Raw genomic sequence first — 20,372 nt, 5'->3', positions numbered from 1 at the left:
GCCCGGCAAGCGGCGGCAGGACGAACGGTCAATCCGGGCTGACAGGCGTCAAAGCGTTGACAGGCCCTGGCCTGCGGGCCGCCTGCGATGGGGTCGGAGCCCGGCGGGATCCGACCCCGGGCGTATCAGGCCAGCACCTGGTAGCAGGGCTGGTATTCGCCGGAAATCTTCATCCGGCGCTGCTCGACGAAGGCGCGCAGCAACGCGTCCAGCGCCTGCATCATGTCCGGGTCGCCGTGGATCTGGAACGGCCCGAACTGCTCGATGCGGCGCATGCCGTCTTCCTTCACGTTGCCGGCCACGATGCCCGAGAACGCCCGGCGCAGATCGGCCGCCAACGCGTGCGGCGCACGCCCGTGGTGCAGGTCCAGCGCGGCCATCGCTTCATGGGTCGGCACGAACGGCTGCTGGTATTCCCACGGAATCTCGATGGACCAGTTGAAGAAGAACGAGTCCTTCTGCGCCAGGCGGTGCTCGCGCACGCGCTTGATGCCGGTGGCCATCTTCTTCGCCACGGCGACCGGGTCGCCGATGATGATCTCGTAGCGCTCGGCGGCCGCATCACCCAGGGTCAGGCGGATGAAGCGGTCGATCTGCTCGAAGTATGGCGCCGCCACGGTCGGGCCGGTCAGGATCAGCGGGAACGGCAGGTCCCTGTTTTCCTCGCGCAGCAGGATGCCGAGCAGGTACAGGATCTCTTCGGCGGTGCCGACGCCACCGGCGAACACGATGATGCCGTGGCCAATACGGACGAAGGCCTCCAGGCGCTTCTCGATGTCCGGCATGATCACCAGGTGGTTGACGATCGGGTTCGGCGACTCGGCGGCGATGATGCCCGGCTCGGTCAGGCCGATGTAACGCGTCACGGTACGGCGCTGCTTGGCGTGGGCGATGGTGGCGCCCTTCATCGGGCCCTTCATCGCGCCCGGGCCGCAGCCGGTACAGATGTCCAGCCCACGCAGGCCCAGCTCGTAGCCGACCTGCTTGGTGTACAGGTATTCGTCGCGCGAGATCGAGTGGCCGCCCCAGCAGACCACCAGGTTGGGGTCGCCCGGGTTGAGGATGCGCGCGTTGCGCAGCAGGCCGAACACCGCGTTGGTGATGCCCTCGGACGATTCCAGCTCGGCCGCGTAGGCCGGGCCCATTTCGATGGCCATGTAGGCCAGGTCACGCACCACGGCGAACAGCAGTTCGGCGACGCCGCGGATGATCTCGCCATCGACGAAGGCCATCGCCGGCGCATTGGAAAGATCGATGCGCACGCCGCGATCCTGCTGCGCGACCTGGATGTCGAAATCAGGGTACAGATCGCGCGCGGCGCGCGGATCGTCCGAGGCGCTGCCGCTGGTCAGCACGGCCAGCGCGCAGCGGCGCAGCAGCTCGTGCATGCCACCGGCGGAGGCATCGCGCAGGCGGGCCACCTCGGCCCGCGACAGCACATCCAGCCCACCGCGCGGGTAGATCCGCGCATCCTGCACCGGCAGTGCACGGGCCGATTTTTCGTTCGTGGTCATATCCAATTTTTCGCTTCCTTCAAGGTTTCCGACTGTACTGCCGCCCCCTTAAAAAGCAAAACGGCCGGGAAGCCCGACCGTTGGATGTGTGCTGCCCGCGCCCGCCTTTCCGGCACCGCATCGGCGGCGTTGGCGCCGCGCACATTTCTGGATGCTACGCCGTTGCCCTACGCCCTGCAAGGACTTTCGCCTGAACGGAAAACGGCCGGGTTTCCCCGGCCGTTTCCACTTACCACTTCAAGCGCTGATGGATCAGAACTTGTACTTCAGGGTCAGCTGCATCGACCAACGCGACACGGCGGTATTGCCCTTGTCGTTGTTGTTTTCCTGCACCGACGGGTTGTCGGTCGAACCGGTGAAGGAGTACACGTACTTGCCGGTGGCCGGGTCGATACCTGCGTAGTTGGCAACGCGACGGGTCGAGTAGAAGCCGTAGTCGTCGATCAGGCCCCACTTCTTGTTCAGCAGGTTGCCGACATTCATGATGTCCAGGGCGACTTCACCCTTGTGACCCTTCATGAAGCCCGGGAATTCCTGGCTGACGCGGACGTCGAAGCTGTTGACCCACGAGGCGCGGTGGCGGTTGGCCGGGACCACGCTGCCACGGTAGGCATCGAGTTCCGGGTTCTGCGCCAGCCAATCGAAGAACTGCTTCTCCATCGCGGCACCGCCGGTGAACAGCACGTCGCCCGGACCCTTCGGCACATAGAACAGGTCGTTGGTGGCAGCACCGTCGCCGTTGGCATCGTTGTAGAAGATGTAGCTGTACGGACGGCCCGAACGGCCTTCGTAGAACAGGCCGACGCGGGTGGCGTTGTCACCGAAGAAGTTGTGCTTCCACTCCAGGGTGCCGGTGACGCGGTCCTTCATCGCATAACGCGAGTTGTAGGCCACGTTCTCGTTGGCATTGAAGATCAGCGTGTTGTTCCAGTTCGAGGTGTTCTGCGAGCTGGACAGCGGGCTGACTTCGGTCGACTTGGTGTAGGTGTAACCCAGCGACCAGCCCCAGTTCTCGGTCAGCGGCTTGGCCAGCGAGAAGGTGGCCTGGGTGCCGCGGCCCTTGTCGGTGTTGCGCAGGACCAGAACGTCGCCGATGTCGGACGGACGGTTGGCGCGGTCAACCGCACCCTTGGTACCGGTCGACATGCCGTAGTCGACACCCTTGTCGATACGGGTATTGGCCTGGTTGCGGCCAGCAGCGTTCCAGTAGATCGCACGGCCATCCTGACCGAAGGCGGTCGGCGCCGACACATCCAGACGGTCGAAGTAGATGCCGTCCTTGACCTTGGTGAACAGCACTTCGGTCGATGCCACGATGCCGTACCACGGCAGCTCATGGTCGAACGCCAGGTTGGCCTTCCACACCGACGGCAGGCGGGTGCCCGGCGCGATGATGTCGACGTTCTGACGGGCCGAAGCCGGGCCGCCGGCCGGGATGTACGGGTTGTTGCCGTCCGGAGTGAAGGCACCGGCCGGGATGCTGCGCTCGTCGTACTCGATGTAGTTCAGGCCGGTATTCTGGTAGGCACCTGCCAGCCACACGTTCGGGGCGGCGCCGCCGAACAGGCCGACGCCACCGCGCAGCTGGGTCGGGCGATCGCTGTCGAAGGTGTAGTTGAAGCCGACGCGCGGCTGCACCAGGTTCTTGTCGACCAGCTTGGTGTTGTTGAAGCCGTACAGCTGCTCGATGCGCGGGTTGTACAGGCGCTGGGTGCTGAAGTCAGGCATGTCGATGCGCACGCCGAACATCAGGTTCAGGTTGTAGTTGATCGCCCAGGTGTCCTGCACGAACACGCCAGTGTTCTTCAGGGTGAAGTCGGCCGGGATGTCGCTGCGACTGCCATCGGCGCGCGGAGCACGCAGCTGGTAACGCGAAGCCTTGCCCGCCAGGAAATCGTTGACGCTGTTGAATTCGTACACGCCGTTGAGGTTGCGGCCGTAGAAGTTCATCAGGTCATTCTTCGAGTAGTCGAAGCCGAACTTGACGGTGTGGTCACCGATGTACCAGGTACCGGCACCAAAGGCGCTCAGTTCCTTCGACTCGACGATGTTGACGTGGGTGTTCTGTTCGGTACCGACGTACAGCGAATCGTTGCCCGACTTGATGCGGATCTGCGGCATGTCGACCAGCGGAACGCGGTTGGCCGAGTAATCCTTGTGCGAGACCTTGAACTCGGTCGAGAAGTTCTCGGACCAGTCACTGAACAGTTCACCCATCCAGGTTTCGTACTGGGTCGGCTGCTGGTACCAGAAGTTGCTCAGCGAGATGGCGCTGCTGCTGACCTGCGGGAAGCGAACGACGTTCTGCTCCATCTTGTTGTAGCGCAGGGCCGCACGGTGGTTCTCGTTGATGTTCCAGTCCAGCTTGACCGCATACTCTTCGATCTCGGTCTTGCTGTTCGGCGCCGTCAGGCTGCCCGGGTCGTAGCCCAGCTTGCCCAGGAAGTTCTGGACATCGGTGATCTGCTGCTGGGTGATGGTGCCACGGCCGATCGGCGTGTCGCTCAGGGCGACGCCGGCAGCCGAGCGCTCGTACTTTTCATAGTTGGTGAAGAAGAACAGCTTGTCCTTGACGATCGGGCCGCCGAAGGTCATGCCGTAGGTCTTCTCGTCCTCGAAGCCGTTGAAGTCCTGCTTGTCGCCTTCCAGGCGCGAACGGACCATGTCCTTGTCGCGGTACGAACCGTACACGGTGCCATGGAATTCATTGGTACCCGACTTGGTCACGGCGTTGATCACCGCGCCGGTGCCACCGGCGATGGTGGTGTCGTAGTTGGCCAGGTCGATGTTGATTTCCTGGATGGCGTCCATCGACACCGGCTGACGCTCGGTCGGCAGGTTGTTGGAGCCCAGGCCGAACGGATCGGAGGCGCTGATGCCGTCGATGCGGATGGCGTTGTAACGGGTGTTCTGGCCACCGGCCGAGATCGCGCCGTCAGCCTTGCTGACCTGCGAGATGCGCGGATCCAGGCGGACGTAGTCCTGGATGTTGCGGCTGGCCGACGGCAGTGCATCCATCGTTTCGCGGGTCACGTTGGTGCCGGTGCCCATCTTGTTGGCGCTGAACAGGTCCAGGCCGCCGGCCGTGGCGACAACGTTCACCGCGTCCAGGTTGGTCGCAGCCAGATCACCGCCCAGGTTGGCATTGACGGTGTTGACCTGGTTCAGGTTCAGGTAGACACCTTCTTCGGTCTTGGTGCCTTCACCGGGCTTGGTGACGGTGATGGTGTACGGACCACCCACGCGCAGGCCGCGCGCGTTGTATCGGCCCGACGCATCGGTGGTGGCACGCGAAACAGTGCCCGACTCGGTATGCGTGATGGTGACTTCAGCGCCGGCGACAGGCTGGCCTGCAGCGGACATCACCTGGCCGCCGACACCGGCGGAGGTGCTGCTCTGGGCGAAGGCAGGAGCGGCAGCAAGTGCAGCCACGAGACCAAGGGTAAGCTTGGACATCCGGAGTGGGTGGGTCATTTTTCGGTAGCCTCGATGCGAGTTGGCGATGGCGGAAAAAAAGCGCATCCAATCAGCCCTGCGGGTGGCTGGTCGGAGAGTTATCTGGGGTTCCCTACCGCTCGGCTGAAGGCAGCCCTAACGGTTAACACTAGATTAACACGCTACGCCATCAATGTGACGGTTGTGCGACAAACGGCACCGGTTCGCAACGCAATCGTGACGGGTTCTTCACTCCGCCTTTCCACGGGACTCACTCTCCCCGGGGCATCCCACTGGCGTCGAGAATCTGCCCGCGCCAGGTGCTCCCAGCGGCGGACAGCAGGGTCACCGCCGCGGCCGCCGCGGCTTCCGGGCCTTGCGCCGCCGGATCCTGGTCGACCGAGTAGGCGCGGGCCCGCAGCGCCGTGCGCAGGGGACCGGGATAAAGACCACTGACCCGTACCGGGCTGCGCCCGAGTTCGTCGTGCAGGCTGGCGATCAGGCCACGCAGGCCGTGCTGGGCCACGCCATAGCCCCCCCAGTAGGCCTGCCCGACCCGTTCGGGGGCATCGACCGCGAACACCAGGGCGGCATCCTCGCGCTGCCGCAGCAGCGGCAGGCAGGCCTGGGCCAGCCAGGCCGGGGCGGTCAAGGTGACATGGAGGGCACGGGCGAAACTGGCCGGGTCGGCCAGCTCGAACGGCGTCAACCCCGGGAAATGGGCGGCGCAGACCAGCACGCCGTCCAGCCGCCCCAGCTCGCGCTGCAAGGCCTGGGCCAGTTCGGCATAGTCATCGGGTCCGGCGCCTTCCAGATCCAGCGGGTACAACAGTGGTTCGGGGCCAACGGCCTGGACCTGGGCATAGACGCGATCCAGCCGGCGCGGCTTGCGTCCCAGCAGCACCACCGTCGCGCCGGCGGCGGCGGCCGCGACCGCCGCAGCGCTGCCCAGGCCGCCACCGGCGCCAGCCACCAGCACCACGCGGTCCTGCAACGGACGGCCATCGAGCGCCCCCTCCGTCGGTGACGCCGATGGCCAGGCACTCATCCCTGGGTGGCCTCTTCGACGATGCGCTTGAGCTCGCCGGATTCAAACAGCTCCATGACGATGTCGCAGCCGCCGATCAGCTCGCCGTTGATGAACAGCTGCGGGAAGGTCGGAAGATTGGAGAAGCGCGGCAGGTTGGCACGGATCTCCGGCTCCTCGAGCACGTTCACGGTGCGCAGGGTCACGGCACCGGCGGCCATCAACGCCTGCACGGCGCGGCTGGAAAAGCCGCACATCGGGTACTGCGGAGAGCCCTTCATGAACAGCACGAGCGGGTAACGATCGACCTCGGCCTGGATTTGCTGCATTACCGCCACAACCTCACTCCTTGCTTCGCCGGACAAACCGACCGTGATGGTCGGCTAGACTGCCCACGGTAGCCGCCATTGTAAGCCGATGGAACCCGCTGCCGCCGCCCCTTGGCCACGAACCTGTCCATGCCTGTCGAATTGCCCGCCCTGCCCTACCTCTCCGGCTCCCTGCAGCCGCACCTGTCCGCCCAGACCGTGGAACTGCATCACGGCCGCCACCATCGCGCCTATGTGGATGCGGTCAACGCCGGCATCCTCGGCACCGAGTGGGAGGAAGCGTCGCTGGAGGAGATCGTCCGCCACGCCCAGGGCACGCTGTTCGATGCCGCCGCCCAGGCCTGGAACCACGGCTTCTACTGGCAGTGCCTGCGCCCGCGTGGCGGCGGCGAACCGCAGGGCCGTCTGGGCGAACTGGTCAAGCGCCAGTTCGGCGACGTGCAGCGCCTGCGCGAGGAGTTCAACCGCACCGCGCTGGGCCTGTTCGGCTCCGGCTGGGTATGGCTGGTGCAGCATCCGGGCGGACAGTTGGGCATCCAGGCCACCCGCAATGCCGGCACGCCACTGACCGGTGAAAGCACCCCGCTGCTGTGCTGCGACGTCTGGGAGCATGCCTATTACACCGACTACCAGAATGATCGCGCGCGTTATCTGGACGCGTTCTGGCAGATGGTCAACTGGGAATTCGCCGAAAGCCAGCTGCGCTGACCTCCTGTAGAGCCGAGCCCATGCTCGGCTGGCTGGACAGCAGCCGAGCATGGGCTCGGCTCTACAGATGGAGCGTCACGCGCTCTCGTGCGCAGCCACCGCATCCATCACCCGCGCCGAGTACACCAGCGCCGCACCGGCGTTGAGCGAGACCGCCACGCCCAGCGCCTCGGCGATTTCCTCGCGGCGGGCGCCCTGCTTCAACGCGGCATCCACGTGCACGGTGATGCAGCCGTCGCAGCGGGTGGTCACCGCCACCGCCAGCGCGATCAGTTCACGGGTCTTGGCATCAAGATGGTTGGTCTGGGCGCCCGCGTTGGACAACGTGGCATAGCCCTTGAGCGTATCCGGCGAGAGCTTGCCGATCTCGCCGATGCGGCCCTTCAGTTCCTTGCGGTAGGCATTCCAGTCAAGCATGGTCGTGACTCCTGTGAAAGGAGCTCCACGCTATCACCGGGAGTGTTGCGCCGATGCCTGCACCGGCGCGCCACAGCGTTGCACTGCCGGCCAACGGCCGGCACTACCGGTCTCAGCGCTTGCGCAGCGCGTGCACCGCCGGCGCCACCTGCGCCTGCCGATCCAGCTCCAGGCCGATCTGCTCCAGCGCATCGGCCAACGCGGCAGCATCGTCATCGCGCAACGTGGCGTGGCCGACCTTGCGACCTTCGCGCGGCTGCTTGCCGTAGTCATGCCAATGACCGCAGGCCTGGCCCAGCACCGGCAGTGGATCGGGCATCGCCCCCAGCCAGTTCAGCATGCAGGCATGGCCGAGCATGCGGGTGCTGCCCAGCGGCAGGCCCAGCACGGCGCGCAGATGGTTCTCGAACTGCGAGGTCTCGCTGCCTTCGATGGTCCAATGGCCGGAGTTGTGCACGCGCGGCGCCATCTCGTTGGCCAGCAGTTCGCCATCACGGCAGAACAGCTCCAGCGCGAACACGCCGACATACTGCAGGTGCTCGGCGACGCGACGCGCATAGCCGACCGCCGCTTCGTGCTCGGCGGCGCTCAGCACCGCCGGCGCCACGCTGGCCGACAGCACGCCGTCGACATGCCAGTTGCCGGTCACCGGCCAGGCCTGGAAGCTGCCATCGCGGCCACGCACGGCGACCACGCTGACTTCGCGCTGGAAGGCAACGAAGCCTTCCAGGATCAGCCCGGTGCGCTCGACCTGTGCGCCCAGCGCGTCCCATGCAGCGTCGATGTCGGCTTCGCTGCGCAGACGGAACTGGCCCTTGCCGTCGTAACCGAGGCGGCGGGTCTTGAGGATGCACGGCAGGCCGAACTCGGCGGCCTTCGCAGCCAGTTCGTCACGGCTGCGGATATCAGCGAAGGGCGGCAGCGGAATGCCCAGCTGCTGGAACAGGGTCTTCTCGCTCAACCGGTCCTGGGCCACCGCCAGCGCCGACGGCGGCGGGTAGACCGGCACCTGGTCGGCCAGCCACTGCGCACTGTCGGCTGGCACATTCTCGAAATCGAAGGTGACCACGTCCACCCGGGCGGCGAACGCCGCCAGCGCTGCGCGGTCGTCGAACGCCGCCACGGTGAGCGGCGCCAACGGGCCACCGCAGGCGTCGGCGGCCGGGTCGTACAGCTCAAAACGCAGCCCCAGCGGCGCACCGGCCAGGACCATCATGCGGGCCAGCTGGCCGCCGCCCAGAATGCCGACGGTCAGGTTCATTGGCGCGGGTCGTCGTGGGCCATCACATCTTCGGTCTGGCGCGCACGGAAAGCGTCGAGCGCCTGACCGATGGCCGGCTGGTCGCTGGCCAGCATCGCCGCGGCGAACAGCGCCGCGTTGGAGGCGCCGGCGTTGCCGATGGCGAAGGTGGCGACCGGAATGCCGGCCGGCATCTGCACGATCGACAGCAGCGAGTCCATGCCGTTGAGGGCCTTGGACTGCACCGGCACACCCAGCACCGGTACGGCGGTCTTGGCGGCGATCATGCCCGGCAGGTGCGCCGCCCCGCCGGCACCGGCGATGATCGCGCGCAGGCCACGCGGGCCCGCCTGCTCGGCGTAACTGAACAACACATCCGGCGTCCGATGCGCGGACACCACCTTCACTTCGAACGGAACACCCAGGGCTTCAAGCTTCTGGGCGGCGTGCTGCATGGTTTCCCAGTCGGAACGGGAACCCATGACGATGCCGACAAGCGGCGCGATCGGGTTGGGGGTCATTGGCCGTCACCTGCCTTAAAGACGTATTCTAGCCATCTTCCACGCAAGACGAAGAATCATGGATCGCAAGCTGCTCGACCTGCTGGTGTCGCCGGACACCCGCCAGCCCCTGTCCCTGCTGGATGGCAAGGGCCTGGAAGCGCTCAACAAGGCCATTTCCGCCGGCGCGGTGAACAAGGCCGATGGCAACCCGATGGCGCAGCCGCTGCGCGAAGCGCTGGTCACCCGCGACCGCAAGCAGGTGTTCCGCGTTGACGACGGCATCCCGGTGCTGCTGGCCGAGGAAGCCATCCCGACCGCGCAGATCGCCGACTTCCCGGCCGCATGAGCACGCTGCCGACGCCGGATGCGGCCCTGGTCGCCGCCGATGTCGCGCGTGCGCTGGCCGAGGACCTGGGCAGCGGTGACGTCACCGCCGCCCTGCTGCCCGACCAGGCCGACAGCGCCTACCTGCTGTGCAAGCAGGACGGGGTGATTGCCGGTCGCCCCTGGTTCGATGCCACCCATCGCGCGCTCGACCCGGACGTGCGCATCGAATGGCTGGTTTCCGAAGGCGACGCGGTCACCGCCGGCACCGTGCTGGCCCTGCTGCACGGGCGCAGCCGCAGCCTGGTCAGTGCCGAGCGCACCTCGCTGAACTTCCTGCAGACGCTGTCCGGCACTGCCACCACCACTGCCCGCTATGTGGCCGCCGTGTCCGGTACCGCCACGCGCATTCTCGACACCCGCAAGACCTTGCCCGGCCTGCGCCTGGCACAGAAGTACGCGGTCCGCTGCGGCGGCGGCGAGAACCACCGGTTCGGCCTGTACGACACGGTGATGCTGAAGGAGAACCACATCCGCGCCGCCGGTTCGCTGGCTGCGGCGGTGGCTGCCGCGCGCCGCCAATGGCCGGCATTGCCGCTGGTGGTCGAAGTGGAAGATCTGGCGCAGCTGCGGCAGGCACTGGAAGCCGGCTGCGAGCGCATCCTGCTGGATGACTTCAGCCCGGACCTGCGCCGCGAGGCCGTACGCATCACCGCCGGCCGCATTCCGCTGGAGGTGTCCGGCAGCGTGGGCCTGGGCGGGTTGCGTTCGATTGCCGAAGATGGCGTGGACTGCATTTCCATTGGCGGACTGACCAAGCATGTGCAGGCCATCGATCTGTCGCTGAAGCTGGGCCCGCCGCCGGGCTGAGGCCAGCAGGATTTGTAGAACCGAGCCTACGCTCGGCTGCTTATCGATCTGCGGCGCGCCCTGCACGCGCTTCGCGCGATGAGCCGGGCATGGGCCCGGCTCTACACGACCCGGGACGCCTTCACGGCTCGGCTACGGCCGCCTCTGCGACGCTGCGGTCATCCCCCACAGGAGCCGCGCATGCGCCGGATGCTCTTGCCTGCCTGCCTGCTGCTGGCTGCGGCGCCCTTGTCCGCCGCCGCCGCAGAAGCCTGCGACGTGCCGCCCCGCTTCGGCCTGAGCCCGTTGGCGGTCGCCATCCGCAACACCGCCTGCAACGAGCACCGGCTGTGGTTCCGTCCCTTCATTGATCGCGATGGCCGCGCCGCCAGCCTCAGCGTCACCGAAGCCGAAAGCGATCACCTGGCTGACAATGGGCTGATCGCCTGGCGGCGCGTTGCCGGCTACTGGCGTGACAGCGGCACGCTCAATGCCATGGGCAGCATCGCCGGCGCCAGCAGTTGCCTGGCCCCGTTGGGCACGCGCTACACCGACAGCGACTGCCGCGCGTTCCTGGTCGACAACCCATGGTCGGCCGCGTTCATTTCCTGGGTGATGGTCCGCGCTGGCGTGCCTGGCTTCAACACCTCGCCACGCCACATCGATTACATCCGCGCCGCCTATCAGGCAGGCCCTTCGGGCGTGCCATATCGATTGGTCGACCCGGCCACGGCTAAGCCGGCGCCCGGTGACCTGCTGTGCTTCCTGCGTGACCGCAGCACCACCCTCAGTTACAGCGGACTGGTGCAGGCGCTGGGCAACGGCTCGGTGGGCCACTGGAAGTCGCATTGTGAAGTGGTGGTGGCGGCAAATCTCGGGGGCGACCAGACCCTGTATCTGGTCGGCGGCAATGTGATGAACACGGTGGCGATGCGGTTGCTGCCGCTGGATCGCACGGGGTTGATCAAGCTGCCCCCGGCGCGCGAACGCAATAGCACCGGCATCGACCCCAGCTGCACGCCGGGCCGCGAGGACGAATGCAGCTTCAACCGCCAGGACTGGGCAGCCCTGCTGCAGCTGACCGCCACATCACCGCTGGTGATGCCCTCGCCCACTGCGACGCCAGTGCAGCCCGCACCTGCGCCGCAGCCGGTCATCGTGCCCGCGCAACCGATATCCAGCGAACCGCAGCCGCGGCGGTGAATGCAGCGCTTGATCCAGCGCGCGTTCGCCGCCATCTTTGCCGGATCGACCTCTGACGGCTGACGCCATGCCCACCCTGCTGCTGTTGCTGATTGCCGGCGGAATCATCTATTTCTTCTGGAACGCGGCGCGTTCGGCCGCCGAGCGCGCGGTCGAGCTGGGCCGCAATGCCTGCCGCGCAGCCGACGTGCAATGGCTGGACCAGGCGGTGCACGCCACCGGCCTGCGCCTGTCGCGCGGCGAAGATGGCCGGCTCGGCTTCGAGCGCACCTTCAAGTTCGAGTATTCCTACGACGGCATCGATCGCCACGTGGGTCGCATGGTGCTGCGCGGCGACCAGCTGATTTCATTCACAGGGCCGGGCGCGGCGCGGATCAGCCAGATCCGGCCGGATGTGGACGATGCCGAGGATGTGTAAGGGCTGAAGGTGTGCCGACCCACGGCCGGCACCCACCCTTACTTGACCACGCGCAGGGTCGGGCGCCCCTTCGGCGGCGGGCTGGCCGGAGGCGTATCGTCCGGCGGCGTGCTGTCGTCATGCAGCAGCTCGTCGCTGGTCGGCGCCGTCTCGTTGCCCGGGATATCGTCCGGCAGCGCCATGCCCTGCCCGGTTTCGCGGGCATAGACGGCCAGCACGGCACTGATCGGCACCTGCACCGGATAGCTGGTGCCGGAGAAGCGCGCCGAGAAGCTCACCATCTCGTTGTCGATCATCAGCCGCACGACGGCACGTTCGGCAATATTGAGCACGACCCGGCCATCCTTGACCGCCGAAGGCGGCACCTGTACGCCGGGAACGCCGGCATCGACCAGGATGTGCGGAGTCAGCTGGTTGTCGTTGATCCATTCCACCAGCGCCCGCAGCAGGTACGGGCGGTGGCTGGTCATGTGGAAGAAGTCTTCGGTCATGCGTGAAGTGTACGCGCCCGGCGCCCCGCCGGGGCAGATCGCCTGCACACCGGTCGGCGTGCAGACGGGTAAGGCGTGGCCGGATCAGACCGGCAGATCGCGCAGTTTCTTTTCCTGGTCGGTCAGGCTGCGGACGAAACCGGGGTGGCGGAAGATTCGGTTGCCGTAGTCCTCGATCGCCTTGCCGTCCTTGGGCAGCGGCACGTCCAGTGACTGCAGGCGCCAGATGATCGGTGCCATCGCGCAGTCGGCCAGGCTCATTTCCGGATTGAGGAAGAACTTGCTGGCCTTGAACAGCGGCAACGAGGCGGTCAGCAGTTCCTTCAGGCGCTTGCGCCCGGCCTCGGCCTGGGTCTTGTTGCCCAGCTGGATGGCCTGCACCTGCGGCACCCAGTCGTGCTCGATGCGCAGCATGGCCAGGCGGATGCGCGCGCGGGAGAGCGGATCGACCGGCATCAGCGGCGGATGCGGGTAGCGCTCGTCCAGGTATTCGCTGACCACCGATGCGGCGTACAGCACCAGCTCGCGCTCGACCAGGGTCGGTACCGAGTGGTACGGATTGAGATCGATCAGGTCTTCAGGCGGGTTCTGCGGATCGACCGGAACGAAGTCGAAGGTGACGCCCTTGGCCGCCAGGACCAGGCGTACACGGTGGCACAGTACGTCGTCGTTCGAGGAAAACAGCGTCAGTGTATTGCGCATGCGTACGCTCGCCGCCATCAAAGGCTCTCCTACGACAGGAGACCGCCTGCCGCATCGGCGCCGCCAGCACCGTGCCAGCGGTCGACTCCTCCCCGAGTGTGCAACCGGCCATCACAAAAGCCAATAGGCTTGCATGACCGCCGGCGGCAGAATCAGTGAACGTCCTTCCAGTATTCCTTCTTCAGCAGATACAGCAGGAAGGTCAGCAGGGCCAGGAACAGGATCACCCAGACGCCCAGTTGCTGGCGCTTGAGCGCGGCCGGCTCGCCGGCATATTCGAGGAAGTTGGTGATGTCACGCACCGCCTGGTCGTACTGGCCAGGATCGACCGCACCCGGCGTTTCGATCTTCAGGCCGGTCACCGGCGGGTCCATCCCCGGTGCCTCGGGCTTGCCATGCACCGCGTGCTGCAGGCCCTGCATCTCCCACAGCGGGTTGGGCATGGACGCATTGGCGAACAAGGCGTTGTTCCAGCCCAGCGGACGGCTGCTGTCCAGGTAGAACGACTTGAGGTAGGTGTAGACCCAGTCACTGCCCCGTACACGCGAGATCAGGCTGAGGTCCGGCGGCATCTTTCCGAACCACTTCTCGGCGTTTTCCTTGGGCATCGCCACCGGGATCGGGTCACCGATCGCCGCGCCGGTGAAGTTGAGGTTGTTCATCACCTCTTCCTCGGTCAGGCCCAGATCCTCCGCCATCCGTGAATAGCGCAGGTACTTCAGCGCATGGCAGCCGGAACAGTAATTCATGTACAGCTGCGCGCCGCGCTGCAGCGACGCCCGGTCGCCGAGGTCGTTGCCGGCCTGCAGCAGCGGGGTGCCGCCCTCGGCGGCGGAAGCCAGGAAACTGCCCAGCATCAGGGTGGCCGCCAGGGCCAGCCGGACCATCCAGCGCTCAGTCATGCGTGGTCACCCTCTCCGGTACCGGCTTGGTCTTGTCCAGCCTTGTCCATAGCGGCATGGTGATGAAGAACGCGAAGTACAGGAAGGTCAGCACCCGCCCGATGTAGGTCTCGTGCACGTCGGTGCCGGGGCCGGAGCCGATCACGCCCAGCCACACAAAGCACACCGCCAGTACGCCCAGCATCACCTTCGAGATCCAGCCGCGGTAACGCACCGACTTCACCCGCGCCTTGTCCAGCCACGGCACCAGGAACAGGATCGCGATGGCCGAGAACATCACCAGCACGCCGCCCAGCTTGTTCGGTACCACGCGCAACATCGCGTAGTACGGCGTGTAGTACCAGACCGGCTTGATGTGCTCCGGGGTCACCAGGCGGTTGGCCTCGGTGAAGTTGTCGTGCTCCAGGAACAGCCCGCCGAAACCCGGCGCGAAGAAGATGATGAAAGCGGCGATGATCAGCAGGAAGCCGGCACCGACGCCATCCTTGAGCGTGTAGTACGGGTGGAACGGAATGCCATCGGCCGGGGCGTTCGGCGACCACCGGTTGCCCTTCGGCCCCTTCTTGATCTCCACGCCGTCGGGGTTGTTCGACCCTACTTCGTGCAGCGCGCCCAGATGCAGCACCACCAGCAGCAGCAGCACCAGCGGCAGTGCGATGACGTGCAGCGCGAAGAAGCGGTTGAGCGTGGCGTCGCTGGGCAGGTAGTCACCCATGATCCATTCGGTCAGGCCGTTGCCGATCACCGGTATCGCGCCGAACAGCGAGATGATCACCTTGGCGCCCCAGAACGACATCTGGCCCCAGGGCAGTACGTAGCCCATGAAGGCTTCGGCCATCAGCACCAGGTAGATCAGCATGCCGAGGATCCACACCAGCTCGCGCGGCTTCTGGTAGCTGCCGTAGAGCAGCCCGCGGAACATGTGCAGGTAGACCACGATGAAGAACAGCGAGGCCCCGGTGGAGTGCATGTAGCGGATCAGCCAGCCCCACTCCACATCACGCATGATGTATTCGATGGAGCCGAACGCCTCGGCGGCGTTGGTCTTGTAGTGCATCGTCAGGAAGATGCCGGTGACGATCTGGTTGACCAGCACCAGCAGCGCCAGCGAACCGAAGTAGTACCAGATGTTGAAGTTCTTCGGCGCGTAGTACTCGCTGACGTGCTTGCGGTACACCGGCATCAGGCCGGGCGCGCGCGCGTTGACCCAGTCGGCCACGCCGCTGGCGGTACGGCTGAGGATATTGGCCATCAGGCAGCCCCCTGCGGATCGACACCGATGATGATGGTGTTGTCGTCCTGGTAGTGGTGCGCGGGCACCTTCAGGTTGATCGGCGCCGGCACGTCCTTGAAGACGCGGCCGGACATGTCGAAGCGCGACTTGTGGCAGGGGCAGAAGTAGCCGCCCTTCCACTGCGGGTCATAGGGCTCGGGCCGGATCTCGGCGACCATTTCCGGCGAGCAGCCCAGGTGCGTGCACAGGCCGACCAGCACGGAGATGTCCGGCTTGATCGAGCGCAGCTCGGGGTTCTGCTTGAGCACGTAGTCCGGCTGCTGGTCCTTCTCGCCGGACTCGGGGTCCTTGAGGCGGCCATCCAGCCCGTGCAGCGCATCGAGGATGGCCTTGGACCGTTTGACGATCCAGATCGGCTGGCCACGCCATTCCACGATCAGGCGTTGGCCTTCCTGCAGGGCGCTGATGTCGGCGACCACCGGTGCGCCGGCAAGCTTGGCGCGGGCACTGGGGTTCCAGGACTTGATGAAAGGAACTGCGGTGAATCCGACGCCGACGGCACCCACCACGGCTGTGGTGGCAGAAAGAAAACGCCGACGTCCGGTGTTGACTGGATCGTGTACCCCATCGTTGGCCATCCGGCACTCCGATATTGATTAGGTAGCTTTAAGGCTGCCAGCGGATCCGGTGGGGGCCAGAGCCGCATTGAATCTTGGCCGAGTGTAGCGGAACCGTCGCGCGCCACACAACGCTCTCTGCAAGGAGTGCCGACCAACAGTCGGCACCTACCCGGTCGGCACCTACTGGTGACTCAGGGCGGTGCGATAACGCTCGGCCAGCTGGCCGACCCGGCGCACGTAGTACTGGGTCTCGCTGTAGGGCGGTACGCCACCATGGCGGTCGACCGCGCCCTCACCTGCGTTGTAACCCGCTGCGGCCAGGGTCAGATCGCCGTTGAAGCGCTTCAACAACCAGGCCAGGTACTGCACGCCACCGCGGATGTTCTGCCCGGCGTCGTAGGAATCGCTTACGCCGAACCGCGCGGCAGTGGGCGGCATCAACTGCATCAGGCCCTGCGCGCCGGCGCGGCTGAGCGCGGTCGGGTTGTAGGCCGACTCGGCATGGATGATCGCGCGCACCACTGCCTCGTCCACGCCGAACTCGCGTGCGGCCGAGCTGATCTCGCTGTGGAACGCGGTGGTGTTCAGGCGTACCGTGCCGAAGTCGACCCGCGGGTTGACCCCGCAGGCATAGCAGCGCTCCATGAAGCTGTAGCGGATGGTGCGCACCGGGCCGAGGTTGGCGACCTGGGTCGGGCGTGCGCTGGTGTAGTGGCGCACGCCATCCTTCATGAAGGAATAGACCTGGCCACTGACCATGCGTCCGCCGCGTGACGCTGCCGGCGCGGGTGCTGCGGCGGGCGTCGGCGTCGGCGTCGGTGCGGCCACGGCCGGCGCGGCGGCACTGGCGGTGACCGCGACCGGGTTGCGCTCGATGCTGGCCACCAGGGTCGCCGCCGGTTTCGGCGCCGCCATCATGGGACGCGGCGCCGGGCGGGTGTCGCGGCTGTAGCTGATGGTGCTGCAGCGGGCCCCGGCCACGCGCTTGCTGACATAGCTGGTGACGCCATCGGCGCCCTGGCACTTGAACAGGGTTCCGGCGCTGGCCGGCGCAGCGGTCAGCGCAGCGATGATGATCGCCGTTGTCCCCAGTATCCCCTTCATGGCGGCGAGTGTCCCAGCTTCGCCGGAACTTGCCAAGCCACGCGGCTCAGCCTGTGACCGGCCGCACAGCCAGCACCTGCCCCAGCCCGGCCAGCCGTTCCGCCAGTTCCTCACGCAGGCCGGGCGGCGTCGTCCACAGTGCCACCGGTACGCGGTCCAGGCTGAGGATCTGCGCCAGCATCATGCCGCGGCTCTCGGCCCCCATCCGCAGCAGGCAATGCTCCGCGCCGTCGGCCTCCAGTACCCCGCACCAGGGCGGGATGTGGCCCTCCAGCTCGGAATGGCTGCCGGCCAGGCGCACGATGGCCTGCAACGCGAACGGTGCCTGGCTGACCGCCTGCCGCACCATCACGTCCGGCGGAGCCGGGGTGCGCCGATGCAGGCCCGGCTCGGTGCATTCGCGCACCGCTCCCATCCGGTCCACGCGCAGGGTGCGCCAGTCCTGGCGGCCCAGATCCCAGGCCAGCAGGTACCAGCGGCGGCCATAGTTGACCAGATGCTGGGCTTCGACCTCGCGCTGGGTCACCGCGTCCTGCGCGCTGCGGTACTCGAAAGCCAGCCGCGACGCCTGCCGGCAATGCTGGGCCAGGCGGCCAAGCAGGCGTGCGTCGGTGGCCGGCAGTTCGGACAGGGTTGCGGTGGCGGCGTGCACCTCCCCGGCCTGCTGGCGGCGGCGGGTCGGCACCAGCGGGTCGAGCTTGGACAGCAGCCCGCGCGCGGTGTCATCGATGCCGGCGACGGTGGCCGAGGCCGCGCGCAGGGCAATGGCCAGGGTGGTCGCTTCCTCCTCGTCCAGCAGCATCGGCAGCACCGGTGCACCCGCCCCAAGCTGATAGCCGCCGCCGACCCCGGCCGAGGCCTGCACCGGATAACCGAGTTCGCGCAGGCGCTCGATGTCGCGGCGGATGCTGCGCCGGTCCACGCCCATGCGCTCGGCCAGTTCGGCCCCGGACCACTGGCGGCGGGCCTGCAGCAGGGCGATCAGGCGCAACAGGCGATGGGCGGTATGGCGCATGAAGGATCGAGGACAGAAGTCGTCCTCAATAGTGCCCCACGATGGCCTCCAGTTCACCACCCAACGCAAGGAGCACTGCCATGACCTCACGCCAGATCACCCTGTACCACGCCGCCCGATCCCGCTCCAGCGGCGCGGTGGCCCTGCTCGAAGCGCTCGGTGCCGACTACCGCATGCAGGTGCTGGACCTGAAGGCCGGCGCCAACCTGGCCCCGGCCTACCTGGCCATCAACCCGATGGGCAAGGTGCCGGCCATCGTCCACAACGGTGCACTGGTCACCGAGCAGGTGGCGATCTACCTGTATCTGGCCGACCTGTACCCGGAAGCCGGGCTGGCGCCGCCGATCGGCGATGCCCTGCGCGGCCCCTACCTGCGCTGGATGGCGTTCTACGGCGCGTGCTTCGAACCGGCAATGATCGACAAGGCGATGCACCGCGAGCCGCCGCCGCGCCTGATGTCGCCCTACAACGATGCCGAGACCGTGCTGCAGGTGATCGAGGCCCAGCTGGCGCAGGGCCCGTACCTGCTGGGCGAGACCATGAGTGCCGCCGACGTGCTGTGGGGCAATGCGCTGGCCTGGACCACGGCCTTTGGCCTGGTGCAGCCGGCACCGGCGACCGCCGCCTACATCGAACGGATGAGCGCGATGACGGCGTTCGACCGTTCGCGGCAGATCGACGCGGAGCTGGCGGCGGCATAAGGAGCGCCGATCGGTTTGTAGAGCCGAGCCCACGCTCGGCTGGTTTCAGTAGAGCCAGGCGATGCCTGGCGGCCCCTTGGCACGCGGGGAAAGCAGCCGGGCGTGGGCCCGGCGCTACACGGGCGCGGCGGGTGGCACGGGATGCGGGTAGAATTGCCGGCTTTCCCGCCACCCGAATGGATTAAGCGCCATGACCGGGACGCCAGACGTCTTTCCGCCCGCCACGCCGGGCGGTACCCCGCTCGTTGCCCTGCCCGCCGGTCCGCGCAAGCCCGACCAGGTGAAAGGCAAGCTGTACATCAAGACCCACGGTTGCCAGATGAACGAGTACGACTCGGCCAAGATGGCCGACGTGCTTGCCGCCAGCGATGGCCTGGAACTGACCGACAGCCCGGACGACGCCGACGTCATCCTGGTCAACACCTGCTCCATCCGCGAAAAGGCGCAGGAAAAGGTGTTCAGCCAGCTGGGCGTGTGGAAGGGCCTGAAGAACAAGGGCCGCGAGGTCATCATCGGCGTCGGCGGCTGCGTCGCCTCGCAGGAAGGCGAGGCGATCATCAAGCGTGCGCCGTTCGTGGACCTGGTGTTCGGCCCGCAGACCCTGCACCGGCTGCCGGAACTGATCCGCGCCCGCCGCGAGCAGAAGCGCCCGCAGGTGGACATCAGCTTCCCCGAGATCGAGAAGTTCGACCGCCTGCCGGAGCCGCGCGCCGAAGGCGCCTCGGCGTTCGTGTCGATCATGGAAGGCTGTTCCAAGTACTGCTCGTTCTGCGTGGTGCCCTACACCCGCGGCACCGAGGTCAGCCGCCCGTTCGAGGATGTGGTGGTGGAAGTGGCCCAGCTGGCCGCGCAGGGCGTGCGCGAGATCAACCTGCTCGGCCAGAACGTCAATGCCTATCGCGGCCCCTATGGCGACGGTGAGTTCGCCGACCTCGGCCTGCTGATCCGCACCATCGCCGAGATCGACGGCGTCGGCCGCATCCGTTTCACCACCTCGCATCCGCTGGAGTTCAGCGATTCGCTGATCGACGCGTTCCGCGACGTGCCGCAGCTGGCCAACTTCCTGCACCTGCCGGTGCAGGCCGGCAGCGACCGCATACTGTCGGCGATGAAGCGCGGCTACACCGCGCTGGAATTCAAGTCGAAGATCCGCAAGCTGCGTGCCGTGCGCCCGGACATCTCGATCAGCTCGGACTTCATCGTCGGCTTCCCCGGCGAAACCGATGCCGATTTCGAGAAAACCATGAAGCTGATCGAGGACATCGGCTTCGACCACAGTTTCTCCTTCATCTATTCGCGCCGCCCGGGCACCCCGGCGGCCGACCTGGAGGACACGATCAGCGATGCCGAGAAGCACGCGCGCCTGTCGCGCCTGCAGGAACGGATCAATGCGCACGCCGCCGGCATTTCCGAGAAGATGGTTGGTACCGTGCAGACCGTGCTGGTGGAAGGTCCTTCGCGCAAGAACCCGAACGAGCTGACCGGCAAGACCGAGAACATGCGGTCGGTGAACTTCCCGGCGCCGGCGCGCCTGATCGGCCAGTTCGTGGATGTGGTCATTACCGAAGCGCTGACCAACTCGCTGCGCGCGCGCGTGGTGGCGGAGTAAGTCTCCGGGTCGGTAAAGAGGGTCGGA

General features: G+C 66.7%; 21 protein-coding genes. 7 read left to right on the top strand and 14 right to left on the bottom strand.

The genetic code is table 11. The annotated features are described in order from the left end of the window. Positions 1–125 precede the first annotated feature (125 nt). The 4 genes from ppnN to grxD all read right to left on the bottom strand — a co-directional run bounded on the left by ppnN (position 126) and on the right by grxD (position 6,314). Positions 126–1,514 (bottom strand): nucleotide 5'-monophosphate nucleosidase PpnN, encoded by a 1,389-nt coding sequence (ppnN, locus tag ARC23_RS02785; RefSeq protein ID WP_057495826.1) that lies wholly within the window; start codon positions 1,512–1,514, stop codon positions 126–128. Between the two features lie 252 nt (positions 1,515–1,766). Then, on the bottom strand, positions 1,767–4,988 hold the full coding sequence (locus tag ARC23_RS02780; protein ID WP_057495825.1) for a TonB-dependent receptor: 3,222 nt from the start codon (positions 4,986–4,988) through the stop codon (positions 1,767–1,769). 232 nt (positions 4,989–5,220) lie between these two features. Beyond that, on the bottom strand, positions 5,221–5,997 hold the full coding sequence (locus tag ARC23_RS02775; RefSeq protein WP_057495824.1) for an SDR family NAD(P)-dependent oxidoreductase: 777 nt from the start codon (positions 5,995–5,997) through the stop codon (positions 5,221–5,223). Then, complete coding sequence (gene grxD / locus ARC23_RS02770; protein WP_057495823.1) at positions 5,994–6,314, bottom strand: Grx4 family monothiol glutaredoxin; 321 nt, start codon at positions 6,312–6,314, stop codon at positions 5,994–5,996. Before grxD ends, ARC23_RS02775 begins: the two co-directional genes overlap by 4 nt. Before the next feature lie 120 nt (positions 6,315–6,434). Here grxD and ARC23_RS02765 point away from each other — a divergent pair, with 120 nt between their 5' ends. Next, positions 6,435–7,013 (top strand): superoxide dismutase, encoded by a 579-nt coding sequence (locus tag ARC23_RS02765; protein ID WP_057495901.1) that lies wholly within the window; start codon positions 6,435–6,437, stop codon positions 7,011–7,013. A 75-nt stretch (positions 7,014–7,088) separates the two neighbouring features. Here ARC23_RS02765 and ARC23_RS02760 read toward each other — a convergent pair whose 3' ends face one another. The 3 genes from ARC23_RS02760 to purE form a co-directional block, all read right to left on the bottom strand. Further along, positions 7,089–7,430 carry a carboxymuconolactone decarboxylase family protein gene (locus ARC23_RS02760; protein ID WP_057495822.1) on the bottom strand — a complete coding sequence of 114 codons (342 nt, stop codon included), beginning with the start codon at positions 7,428–7,430 and terminating at the stop codon, positions 7,089–7,091. 112 nt (positions 7,431–7,542) lie between these two features. Beyond that, positions 7,543–8,691, bottom strand: coding sequence for a 5-(carboxyamino)imidazole ribonucleotide synthase (locus tag ARC23_RS02755; RefSeq protein ID WP_057495821.1), 1,149 nt, complete (start codon positions 8,689–8,691; stop codon positions 7,543–7,545). Then, positions 8,688–9,191: a 5-(carboxyamino)imidazole ribonucleotide mutase gene (gene purE, locus ARC23_RS02750; RefSeq protein WP_005412808.1), complete on the bottom strand. Its 504-nt coding sequence runs from the start codon at positions 9,189–9,191 to the stop codon at positions 8,688–8,690. The genes ARC23_RS02755 and purE overlap by 4 nt, the downstream gene beginning before the upstream one ends. Before the next feature lie 58 nt (positions 9,192–9,249). Here purE and ARC23_RS02745 point away from each other — a divergent pair, with 58 nt between their 5' ends. The 4 genes from ARC23_RS02745 (at position 9,250) to ARC23_RS02730 (ending at position 11,967) form a co-directional block, all read left to right on the top strand. Further along, positions 9,250–9,519 carry a Trm112 family protein gene (locus ARC23_RS02745; protein ID WP_057495820.1) on the top strand — a complete coding sequence of 90 codons (270 nt, stop codon included), beginning with the start codon at positions 9,250–9,252 and terminating at the stop codon, positions 9,517–9,519. After that, a complete protein-coding gene (nadC, locus tag ARC23_RS02740) occupies positions 9,516–10,367 on the top strand; it encodes a carboxylating nicotinate-nucleotide diphosphorylase (RefSeq protein WP_057495819.1) in 852 nt (283 codons plus the stop codon). The genes ARC23_RS02745 and nadC overlap by 4 nt, the downstream gene beginning before the upstream one ends. 180 nt (positions 10,368–10,547) lie before the next feature. Further along, the gene (locus ARC23_RS02735) at positions 10,548–11,549 is read left to right on the top strand and encodes a DUF2272 domain-containing protein (protein ID WP_057495818.1); all 1,002 of its coding nucleotides are present in this window, start codon (positions 10,548–10,550) and stop codon (positions 11,547–11,549) included. Positions 11,550–11,616: 67 nt separating this feature from the next. Beyond that, positions 11,617–11,967: a DUF3301 domain-containing protein gene (locus tag ARC23_RS02730; RefSeq protein WP_049436544.1), complete on the top strand. Its 351-nt coding sequence runs from the start codon at positions 11,617–11,619 to the stop codon at positions 11,965–11,967. 38 nt (positions 11,968–12,005) lie between these two features. Here the strand turns inward: ARC23_RS02730 and ARC23_RS02725 are convergent, their stop codons facing one another. The 7 genes from ARC23_RS02725 to ARC23_RS02695 all read right to left on the bottom strand — a co-directional run bounded on the left by ARC23_RS02725 (position 12,006) and on the right by ARC23_RS02695 (position 18,035). Beyond that, complete coding sequence (locus tag ARC23_RS02725) at positions 12,006–12,458, bottom strand: ClpXP protease specificity-enhancing factor (protein WP_057495817.1); 453 nt, start codon at positions 12,456–12,458, stop codon at positions 12,006–12,008. An 84-nt stretch (positions 12,459–12,542) separates the two neighbouring features. Beyond that, the gene (locus ARC23_RS02720) at positions 12,543–13,178 is read right to left on the bottom strand and encodes a glutathione S-transferase N-terminal domain-containing protein (RefSeq protein ID WP_005408842.1); all 636 of its coding nucleotides are present in this window, start codon (positions 13,176–13,178) and stop codon (positions 12,543–12,545) included. A 134-nt stretch (positions 13,179–13,312) separates the two neighbouring features. Next, the gene (locus ARC23_RS02715; RefSeq protein WP_057495816.1) at positions 13,313–14,062 is read right to left on the bottom strand and encodes a cytochrome c1; all 750 of its coding nucleotides are present in this window, start codon (positions 14,060–14,062) and stop codon (positions 13,313–13,315) included. Beyond that, on the bottom strand, positions 14,055–15,314 hold the full coding sequence (locus ARC23_RS02710; protein ID WP_006429450.1) for a cytochrome b: 1,260 nt from the start codon (positions 15,312–15,314) through the stop codon (positions 14,055–14,057). Before ARC23_RS02710 ends, ARC23_RS02715 begins: the two co-directional genes overlap by 8 nt. After that, positions 15,314–15,934, bottom strand: a complete 621-nt coding sequence (gene petA / locus ARC23_RS02705; protein ID WP_004151998.1) for a ubiquinol-cytochrome c reductase iron-sulfur subunit — start codon at positions 15,932–15,934, stop codon at positions 15,314–15,316. The genes ARC23_RS02710 and petA overlap by 1 nt, the downstream gene beginning before the upstream one ends. A 162-nt stretch (positions 15,935–16,096) precedes the next feature. After that, positions 16,097–17,020 (bottom strand): lytic transglycosylase domain-containing protein, encoded by a 924-nt coding sequence (locus ARC23_RS02700; protein ID WP_057495815.1) that lies wholly within the window; start codon positions 17,018–17,020, stop codon positions 16,097–16,099. Positions 17,021–17,066: 46 nt separating this feature from the next. Next, complete coding sequence (locus ARC23_RS02695) at positions 17,067–18,035, bottom strand: helix-turn-helix transcriptional regulator (protein ID WP_057495814.1); 969 nt, start codon at positions 18,033–18,035, stop codon at positions 17,067–17,069. Between the two features lie 80 nt (positions 18,036–18,115). Here ARC23_RS02695 and ARC23_RS02690 point away from each other — a divergent pair, with 80 nt between their 5' ends. Further along, positions 18,116–18,736, top strand: coding sequence for a glutathione S-transferase family protein (locus ARC23_RS02690; RefSeq protein ID WP_057495813.1), 621 nt, complete (start codon positions 18,116–18,118; stop codon positions 18,734–18,736). A gap of 190 nt (positions 18,737–18,926) precedes the next feature. Then, on the top strand, positions 18,927–20,345 hold the full coding sequence (gene miaB, locus ARC23_RS02685; RefSeq protein ID WP_057495812.1) for a tRNA (N6-isopentenyl adenosine(37)-C2)-methylthiotransferase MiaB: 1,419 nt from the start codon (positions 18,927–18,929) through the stop codon (positions 20,343–20,345). Positions 20,346–20,372: the final 27 nt, after the last annotated feature.

The organism is Stenotrophomonas beteli (assembly GCF_001431665.1).
GTDB classification, from domain to species: Bacteria; Pseudomonadota; Gammaproteobacteria; order Xanthomonadales; family Xanthomonadaceae; genus Stenotrophomonas; species Stenotrophomonas beteli.
This window is presented reverse-complemented; position numbering and strand designations above follow the sequence as displayed.